Origin of the sequence: Candidatus Thiothrix phosphatis, assembly GCF_035668035.1 — a bacterium.
Taxonomy (GTDB): domain Bacteria; phylum Pseudomonadota; class Gammaproteobacteria; order Thiotrichales; family Thiotrichaceae; genus Thiothrix; species Thiothrix phosphatis.
Genome location: NZ_JAYMYJ010000093.1, coordinates 66589 through 74900, shown reverse-complemented (window position 1 = coordinate 74900; position 8312 = coordinate 66589). Strand labels below are relative to the sequence as shown.

General features: G+C 57.6%; 8 protein-coding genes. 4 read left to right on the top strand and 4 right to left on the bottom strand.

Features of this window, described 5'->3' with window-relative positions; all coding sequences use genetic code 11:
• The 4 genes from VSS37_RS09890 to VSS37_RS09875 form a co-directional block, all read left to right on the top strand.
• Nucleotides 1–494 (top strand): hypothetical protein (locus VSS37_RS09890; protein ID WP_324694793.1); only part of this gene is annotated, 494 nt, incomplete at its 5' end.
• A 3-nt stretch (nucleotides 495–497) separates the two neighbouring features.
• Nucleotides 498–1541 (top strand): PAAR-like domain-containing protein, encoded by a 1044-nt coding sequence (locus VSS37_RS09885; protein ID WP_324694791.1) that lies wholly within the window; start codon nucleotides 498–500, stop codon nucleotides 1539–1541.
• Between the two features lie 17 nt (nucleotides 1542–1558).
• Nucleotides 1559–2461, top strand: coding sequence for a hypothetical protein (locus VSS37_RS09880; protein ID WP_324694789.1), 903 nt, complete (start codon nucleotides 1559–1561; stop codon nucleotides 2459–2461).
• 64 nt (nucleotides 2462–2525) lie between these two features.
• Complete coding sequence (locus VSS37_RS09875; protein ID WP_324694788.1) at nucleotides 2526–3800, top strand: TIGR02270 family protein; 1275 nt, start codon at nucleotides 2526–2528, stop codon at nucleotides 3798–3800.
• Here VSS37_RS09875 and VSS37_RS09870 read toward each other — a convergent pair.
• The 4 genes from VSS37_RS09870 to VSS37_RS09855 are packed head-to-tail and all read right to left on the bottom strand — an operon-like array spanning nucleotide 3797 to nucleotide 8307.
• On the bottom strand, nucleotides 3797–4666 hold the full coding sequence (locus VSS37_RS09870) for a Tll0287-like domain-containing protein (protein WP_324694787.1): 870 nt from the start codon (nucleotides 4664–4666) through the stop codon (nucleotides 3797–3799). The genes VSS37_RS09875 and VSS37_RS09870 overlap by 4 nt on opposite strands.
• Nucleotides 4644–5237, bottom strand: a complete 594-nt coding sequence (locus tag VSS37_RS09865; protein ID WP_324694785.1) for a hypothetical protein — start codon at nucleotides 5235–5237, stop codon at nucleotides 4644–4646. The genes VSS37_RS09870 and VSS37_RS09865 overlap by 23 nt, the downstream gene beginning before the upstream one ends.
• Entirely contained in the window at nucleotides 5234–6619 is a 1386-nt protein-coding gene (locus VSS37_RS09860; protein ID WP_324694783.1) for a serine/threonine protein kinase, read from the bottom strand. Before VSS37_RS09860 ends, VSS37_RS09865 begins: the two co-directional genes overlap by 4 nt.
• Complete coding sequence (locus tag VSS37_RS09855; protein ID WP_324694782.1) at nucleotides 6616–8307, bottom strand: FHA domain-containing protein; 1692 nt, start codon at nucleotides 8305–8307, stop codon at nucleotides 6616–6618. The genes VSS37_RS09860 and VSS37_RS09855 overlap by 4 nt, the downstream gene beginning before the upstream one ends.
• Between the last annotated feature and the right edge of the window lie 5 nt (nucleotides 8308–8312).

Here is an 8312-nt window from a genome sequence, read left to right as displayed (position 1 = left end):
ATTCCGACGGCTTCATTCCGGGGGAGGCGGGCGCGGCGGTGGTGGTCGAGCCGGTTTACCGCCGACCGGAGCCACAACTGGTCTGCACCGGCCTCGGTTTCGGCATGGAAACAGCGCATGTGGACGCGGAGGAGCCGCTGCGGGCGGAAGGGCTGACCACAGCCATTAAAGGCGCACTGGCAGAATCCGGTTGTGAAATGCACGATCTGGATTTCCGGATCACCGATATTTCTGGCAAGCAATATTATTTCAAGGAAGCCGCATTAGTTCTTGGACGTTTATTGCGGGTACGCAAGGAAAACTTTGACATCTGGCATCCGGCGGATTGCATAGGTGAAACGGGTTCCGCCATTGGCTTGATCATGCTTGTTGTGATGAAGTTTGCGGGAAAAAAAGAATATGGAAAAGGTAACCATGTACTTTTTCATGCCGGAAATGCTGATGGAAAACGAACAGCTTTTATCAGTGTCTGGCGCACTACAGAAAGGGGTTAGATTGTGGCAAACAATGTATTTGCAAACGGAAGGGAGCTTTCCTGTAAGAAAGGGGATGGCAAATCTATTTGTGCTTTCCCAGATGTTTGCATGACACCTCCAACTTCTCCAGCAACACCTGCTGGAGTCCCTGTGCCTTATCCCAATACAGGTTTTACCAAAGATACGACCAGTGGTAGCCAAAGCGTAAAAATATCAGGCCAAGAAGTCATGTTGAAAGACAAATCCTATTTCAAGACCAGCACTGGCGATGAAGCAGGTTGCGCCACACCCGCGAAAAAAGGGGTGGTGACAGGAAAAATCAAGGGGAAAGTTTATTTTAATGCTTGGTCAATGGATGTCAAAATTGAAGGAGAAAATGCTGTCAGACATCTTGATATTACAACGCATAATCATGCTTCTTTTCCTGGAAACTCTCCCACATGGCCATTTCTTGATTCTCAGGCATTCGGAGGGAAAGGCCCCTGCGCAAAAGTTGCTGGAGATATTGAGAAAAACTGTTTAAAAACCGAGAAATCAGAAAATGGGGATGTTTACACACATGTTTATATTTACAGGATGCGTGATGAAGTCAAACGCAAACAGACGATAGAATCTATGTGTGACGATGAAAAATGCAAAAAATCGCTAAAGTGTGCATTACAACCACATAAGAGCAAGAAAGCCACTAATAATTGTTGTGATGGAAAAACGACACATCATTTGGTTCCGTCTTCCTGCTTTATTCCTCACGCCACCAGAGGGATCAAAGATCCAACAACAGGTTACAATGACGTCGGTGCCCCCTGCCTTTGTGTGGAAGGGGAAGACCATAATGACCCAGCCAAAGAGCATGGTATAGTTGGCCGAAAGTACGATAAATTAGCGAAAAGTTTCAAAAGAAAAAACCCTAACCAACAAATTACCCTCAACAAAGCCATTCAATTGGGAGCAGAATCAGGAGCTGCAATAGGCTGTCCCAAAGATTGTATTGAGCACCAACTCAAGGTAGGGCACGAAAACATGAAACTCAAGGTGGGGCTCTCTGACCCAGTTCCAAGGCAATAAAGTAGAGGCATTGAATTATGGAAAGACGCTCAGTATCCACTTATTTAATTTCCAGCGGTTGTATTGTTGGATTATACCAAATAGCATTGGTTGTCCGTTTGGACATTGAAGCGGAAAAACCAAAATCCGTCTTGCTTTTCAGTAAAAATGGAAATTCACATCGTTTTATGCTTGGAAATGATTTTTATGTTGATAGCCTTATAAATGAAAACAACATTTATATACTCGGTAAGTCAGGGCATATTATTTCTTTTTCATTGGATAATAAAAATTCACCAGATGAAATTGCACAATCAAAAGTGGAGTGGAGAATAAATGACGCTGATGAGTTCGGTGATTTGATCAGGATCAGAAAAATTGGGGATGATTTATTCTGTGGGGGTCAATGTGGGCAGATATACAGGCTGGTCAGTAATACTTGGGAAAGGCATGATTGCGGGTTCAGGGATTATGAATCCCCTGATTTCGAAGATATTGGGGGGGAGGATAAAGATGACTTCTACGGCGTATGTTTGGCAGGTGAAACATATCATTTTAGTAAGGGTCAATGGAAAAGAATAGACGTGCCAACAAATGAAAATCTGTTATGTATACAACATATTCAAAACCAGTCTGTATGTATCGCTGGATACGGTGGCTTGGTCATGACTGGCAATGACGATATATGGAGGCTGATAGGCCATTCCAATGAGAAAAACTATTGGGATTTGGCATTGCTGGAAGAAAAAATATTCTTTGCGCATGGGAAAGGTATTGACTATATGAAAAATGAAAAAATTACAGCCGTTGAGTTTAACATTGATCAGAAGTTAACTTTCCATCGATTGGCCAGCTACCATAACCAGTTATGGTCATTTGGTGAAAAACATGTTCTTTTTTTAGAGGATGGGCAATGGAATATATTTGAACCTGATCTATAAACCACATCAAATGGCATACTGCACTGTCTAAACCCTGAATCTTATTAAGAAACAAGGCTGACCAATGATGACTGCCGCCACCCCCATCATCCCCCACATCATCGACCAACACGCCGAAGAAGCAGCCTTCCTCTGGCTGTTGCGCGACAACGCCGTCACGGAAGCCCATTACAACCTTGAGCATTTGCAGGCGCTCGAAAACCGCATTGATGCCCACCTCGACGGCCTGCGGGTGGCGGGCGCTGAAGGCTGGCGACGTTGCCTGGACAACCTCCAGCAATTCAAGGAACCGGGTGAAATGTTCGCTGCCGCCACCCTCGCTTTCGAGGGCGCTGACCCCGAACGCCTGCATGCGCTGTACGCACTCTGCGAAGCCACCCCGGAAACCGGACGCGGCCTGGTTTCCGCCCTCGGCTGGGTGGAGCCGCAACACCTCAAGGGCAAGGTCAGCGGCCTGCTGGCTTCCGGCAACCCCTGGTGGCGGCGGGTCGGCGTCGCCGCTTGCGCCATCCACCGCGTCGACCCCGGCAAGCAGTTGGAAGCCGCCGTGCAGGATCAGGACGCCGCCCTTTGCCGCCGCGCCCTCAAAGCCGCTGGCGAGCTGGGCCGCAACGACCTGCGCGACCTGATCGCCCGCCAGCTTAAGGCCGATGATGCTGGCGTCCGTTTTTGGGCCGCTTGGGCGCTCGCCTTGCTGGGGAACCGCCACGAAGCCTTGCAGACGCTGCAAGCCTTTCTGCTGGAACCGGGCGGCGCATACGCCTTCCAGGCAGCGCAAGTGTTGGCGCGCGCCAGCCATGGCGACAGCGTGCAATACTTACTGGGGATTCTCGCCAAACAACACGGCAACCTGCGCCTCGCCATCCAGGGCAGCGGCATGGTGGGCGAGGCGCGCTACATCCCCTGGCTGATCCAGCAGATGCAAACCCCGGAACTGGCGCGGATCGCGGGGGAAGCCTTCAGCCTCATCACCGGCGTCGACCTGGCTTACGAGGATCTTGAAACTGACCAGCCGGAAAACTTCCAGGCAGGTCCCACCGAATCCCCGCAGGATGACAATGTCGCCCTCGATGCGGATGAAAACCTTCCCTGGCCTGACCCTGCCTTGATCCAGGCGTGGTGGCGGCGGCATGAAGGCGAATTTCCCACCGGCCAGCGCTACCTGTTGGGCAAGCCGGTGGGGTCGCAACAATGCCATGAGGCACTGGCAACCGGCATGCAGCGCCAACGGCAGGCCGCCGCGCTGGAACTGGCGCTGATGGCACCGAAAACCCCGTTGTTTGCAACCCGCGCCAAAGCGATCCGCCAGCGCCGTTTGCTGGCGGCGTCAGGCGCTTAGTCAATCATGCTGATGGCGCGCTCCAGGCTGCGTTTCATGCGGTTGAACGCGGCACCCAGCACAGCGATTTCGTTTTTGCCCTGTTCGTTGAATTCCGGCAGGTTTTCCTCACCCTTGCTCATGCGGTCGGCCAGCGCTGACATCTGCACCACCGGGCGGATGACCAAGGAACGCAGCAAAATGTTCAACACGATGACAATGAACACAAATATGCCGCCCAATGTCGCCATGAAGGTCAGGAACGCCTGCCGCGCATGCCGGGTGGGGACATCCATCGGCACATTGACAATCTGCGCGCCCACCACCTGGTTCAGTTGCCAGCCGAAGCCATTGGCCGGGCCGTACAGCTTGAGCATGGATTCCGGTGCCGCCTCCGGGGTGCTGTGGCACACCAGGCAGGCTGGGTCGGTGATCCGGATCGGGCGGGCGAAATACAGCGCAGGCCCGGTGGGCGTGTCGCGTTCGCCGACCAGGGATTCCTGCTTGTCGTTATTGGCGAACTGCTGGATGACGTCGTTTTCCCAGTCGGCGGCGCGGTTGCGCGGATTGGTCGGGTTTAGGGTCGCTTCCTTATAGGTGTATTCCGGGTTCTTTTCCCGCAACTGGTTGAAGGTCTGGGTCGCCGCGTAGGCAGGCACCGTCTGCGGCAGGAACTGGCGTTTGTTCTGCACGGTCAGCAAGGGCCGCACTTCCTTGACCGTGTAGCTGCGCATTGCCAGCGCGGACTCCATCATGATATTGGCCCGGTCGAGGATTTCCTGCCGGGCGTTTTTCTGCAAGATGGTGTAAGAGCTGACCCCGGCGATGGCGAAGCCCGCCAGCAGCACCAGTATCAGCACCAGATTAAATTTTGTCGCCAGTTTCATCCTTTACCTCCTTGGGCTGCCCTTCCTGTGGTTTGGGGTTGTCCTGCCCCGCTTTGTGATCCGTCTCCGTTGGGGTTGCAGGCTGCTTGGCGCAGCCTTCCAACCCCTGGTATGCCTGGGTGAAGCCGATCAGGCTGAAATCCGCCGTCCGCACCCCTTGGCTTGGCCAGGTTGGCCAGAAGCGCAGCCGCACCCGCACCTTCACCCCCTGGATGAATTGCTGGGTGATGGCGTCCGCCGCCTTGCTGAACACCACATTGGTTTTGCCATCCAGCGCATCGGATGGGATGGCGTCCTTGTCGTCCACCTGGATGGTGAGATCCTTGAATTCGGCGTCGATATCCGAGCCGGTTTTCACGGTCAGCGCCGTTGGGCTGATTTCCAGCCAGACCGCCGTCTGTCCCTGAGTGTCGTCCATCTGTTGGTGCGCGGAAACCAGCGTGCAGGCGGCTGGCCGGTCGGCACCCTCCGTTTTCGCGGCCGACCAGTTGCCGTTTTCAGCGGCCTGGGCGCTCAAGGACAAAAGCCCGAACAGCGCCAGCGGGACAGTGATTGCTCCAGGTATCGTCATGCTTTCATCCTCCTGAGAAATTCGGCCTGCTGGGTTCCATCCGGCAATTCTGCGGCAAGCCGTCGCAGGAACTGCTCCCGGGTTTCCGCGCCCGTGGCGGCTTTGCGCACCAGCGTGGTGGCGATCGGGCCGATGTAGGCCGCCAGTTGCGTCTTGGCCTGTTCGACCAGGCTGGCGTCAGGGACGAAGCCCGGAGCCGTTGCGGCTGCCTGTGCGGCGGTTCCCTCCAGCGGCGTGGTGGCGGGCGCGCCTGCGCCCACGTTGCGGACGAAACGGGTGCGCTGTGCTTCATCGGGAAGGAAACTGGCCAGCAAGCGCGCCAGCTCCGCCGGGTCGGAGGTCTGGCGGCAGGCCCGCTTGACCAGCACGCCCGCGACCGGGCCAATTTCCTCCGCCAGCTTGAGCCGGAGGTTGTCCAGCACCGCAGGGTCTAGCGGTGAACCCGGTGGCGGGGAGGTCGGAGCGGCGTTTTCCGTCTGGATGGGGCGCGGTATGGCGGCCAGCCGTTCCAGCACGGCGGCGGTGTCCTGTGGCCGCTCCTTGGCTTCGGGCTGGAGCAGCCAGCCGACCAGTCCGGCCAGCCCGGCGGAATAGTCCTGGCGCAGGGATTCCAGCCCAGGCGTCAGCGGGTCAGGGCGTTTCTCAAACAGCGCGGCGGCGCGCTTGGTGGCGGCGATCGGCGGAACGCCCGTCATGCAGTGAAACAGCGTGGCGCCTAGCCCGTACAGATCCGTCCACGGGCCTTGCTGGTCATCGTTGAAATATTGTTCGAACGGTGCATAACCCGGCGTCACCATCGCCGTCAGCAGCAGGGTCTGCTGGCTGAGGGACTGCCGCGCCGCGCCGAAATCCAGCAACACCGGCGCGCCGTCCCGCCGCAGCAGGATATTGGCGGGCTTGATGTCGCGGTGCAGGAAATGCTGCGCGTGGATGCAACGCAAGCCGCGCAGCAACGGCTCCAGCAGCGCACGGATGGCCGTTTCGTCCAGCCTGCCGACGCGCTTCAGGCGTTGCGCCAGCGATTCGCCCTGTTCGAAATCCATCACCAGATAGGCGGCACCGTGCGCCTGGACGTAACTGAGCACCCTGACGATGCTGGCGTCGCGGAATTTCGCCAAGGTGCGCGCTTCTTCCAGAAAGCGTTCCAGCCCGTAGGCGTAGGATGCCTGCATGTCTTCTGAGCGCGCGGCGACGGTCAGGCCGTCCGCCTGGCGGCAGGCGATGTCGCGCGGCAGGTATTCCTTGATGGCGACCGTCTGGTTCAGCACATGGTCATACGCCCCGTAAGTGACGCCAAACCCCCCTTCGCCCAGCACATTGCGGATTTCATAGGGGCCGATGCGGGTGCCGATGGGCAAGGTCTGGCTGTACGCTGGGTTCATGAAACGCCCGCCCCCGCCGGTTTGCCGCTGTTGGCCAGCGGCGGCTTGAAACGGAAGCCGAAATGCGCCGGGTCTTCCCCGATCACGGCGGCGGCCACAATGTAGAAAACGTAATCATAGGTTTCCTGTGGTATCTGATAATGCTGGATGAATTTCCAGAAATTCCGGTCGCGCGGGTTTTCGGGCATTTTCTTGATCAGGCCACGGACGCGGTTGTGGCCGTAGTTGTAGCTGGCCATCACCAGCAGGCCGGATGCCTGCGCCTCCGTGCTGTAGATGTATTTGAGGTAGCGGGCCCCGGCGGCGCTCGCCCGGTTGAAATCGAAGCGCTGGTCCAGCGGGTCATATTCCCGGACGCCCGCTTTCGGCCCGGCCTGCAAGCCGTATTCCTGCCCAGTGCTGGCCAGGAACTGCCACGCGCCTTTGGCGATGCCGTAGCGGGTTTCCGGGCCGATAGCCTGCGTGTTGTAATTGCTTTCCTGCAACGGCAGGTAAATGAAATCCGGCGGCAGGTTCTGCTGTTGCAACGCGCTGAGGATGACGGGGGCATAGCCGTTGGCCTCCAGGCGCTGCATGGCGGCGGGAAAGCGCGAGGAACCCTGCCAGTAGCCGATATAACGCCGGACTTCGTTCACAAACTCCGGCGGCGCTTCCAGCTCGCTTTCGCCAAATTGGCGGGCGACCTTGAGGATCAGTTGCTCCTCGTAAGCGCTGGCGCCCGGAAAGCGCAGTTTGAGCGCATTCGCTTCCTGCACGTATTGCTGGTATTTCACCCGCATGCTGCCCAGCCGTTCCCGCTCCCTGACCAGCCGGAAGCGTTCCTCTTCCAGCTTTTTCTGCTCCGCTATCAGCTTTTCATTGCGGGTTTCCTCAATCGCAGCCTGTAAGGTCGCCATGTGCTCTTCCAGACGGATTTCCGCTTGCGACAGGTTCAGTTCCAGCGTCTTGATGTCGTAAAACATGTCAATCGCCAGGGTGCGCGCCCTTTCCAGCGCCAGTTGCTGGTAGGCCAACAAAGCGGCGGCGGCCAGCAGCAACGCGGCGGCTCCCCAGAGGACGCCCCGGTAACGCTGGCGGCGGGCGCTGCGGTCTTCATGGATCAGCGCGCGCACCATCCGGGTGTAATCGCCAGCGTCTTCTGCCGCCGTTTCCGCCAGCAGCCGCTGTTTGAGTTGTTCGCGGGTAAGCTCCCCAGTCCGCCCTGCGCCGCTGCTGCGGGTGGAAGTGGCTGTTGCCGCCGTTTGTGTTCCGGTGGCGGGCGCATCCGGCTCCGGCAATGGCGTCGGGGTGGGCGGCGTGAGCGGTGAGGTTTCCTCCAGTTGCAGGAAACAGGCGGAATCCCCCAACTGGAGCAGGGCGGGCAACGCCAGCCGGGTCGGTTGTGCGATGCGCCGCCCGTCGAGGTAGACGCCGTTGGCGCTGCCGTTGTCATGGAGCCACCAGCCGTCTGCCTGCCGTTTCACTTCCAGATGGTGGCGGCTGACGATATTGAAGGGGATGACCAGGTCGTTGTCCTGCGCCCGCCCAGCGCGGAAACCTTCGGGAAAAAAGCGGCTTTCCCCGGCCTGTTCGCCCGCTTTCAGCAGGGTGACGCGCAGGCCGGGGCGGACAAAACGGGTTTTGTCATCAGGCGGCTCCCCGCCGTCGCCGGGGGGGAACATGATGATGGTCCTGTCCTCTTCCTGCACACGGC

Coding starts and splice junctions, on each gene's coding strand:
- VSS37_RS09860 (WP_324694783.1), bottom strand. CDS start 6,619: ATGAACCCAGCGTACAGCCAGACCTTGCCCATCGGCACCCGCATCGGC.
- VSS37_RS09880 (WP_324694789.1), top strand. CDS start 1,559: ATGGAAAGACGCTCAGTATCCACTTATTTAATTTCCAGCGGTTGTATT.
- VSS37_RS09865 (WP_324694785.1), bottom strand. CDS start 5,237: ATGACGATACCTGGAGCAATCACTGTCCCGCTGGCGCTGTTCGGGCTT.
- VSS37_RS09870 (WP_324694787.1), bottom strand. CDS start 4,666: ATGAAACTGGCGACAAAATTTAATCTGGTGCTGATACTGGTGCTGCTG.
- VSS37_RS09875 (WP_324694788.1), top strand. CDS start 2,526: ATGATGACTGCCGCCACCCCCATCATCCCCCACATCATCGACCAACAC.